Here is a 368-nt window from a genome sequence, read left to right on the forward strand (position 1 = left end):
GGGCATCTGGTAGGGCTGCGGCGGCGTCGACCACTTTGTAGGAAGCACCACGCCCTTACCTTACGCGACCCGTGTCGGCCGCCATGATCCGCGGATGGATGCGCTGGGGGAGCGATTGATCCGCCGGGCCGGCTTGTCGACTGAGCCGATGCACTTCGGCACCGTCCTGGCGTGGATGGACCGCTGTGCTGGCACGTACATCGCCGGCGGGGCCCAAGACGCCGCGGACCCGGACGCCCCGGTGTGCCTCGACATCGTGGTCGATGGCGTGGTCGTGGCGATGACGCTGGCCGAGCAGTACCGTGCCGACATCGCGGCGGCGGGCGTAGGCGACGGCCGCCACGGCTTCGAGTTCAATCTCGACGAGC

1 pseudogene is annotated in these 368 nt (G+C 69.3%); it reads left to right on the forward strand.

The window, feature by feature from the left end:
- Positions 1-94 precede the first annotated feature (94 nt).
- Positions 95-368: pseudogene (locus MKK75_RS14870) on the forward strand (endo-1,3-1,4-beta-glycanase); the annotation flags it as partial.

This window comes from Methylobacterium sp. J-030 (genome assembly GCF_022829545.1).
In the GTDB taxonomy this organism is placed as follows: domain Bacteria; phylum Pseudomonadota; class Alphaproteobacteria; order Rhizobiales; family Beijerinckiaceae; genus Methylobacterium.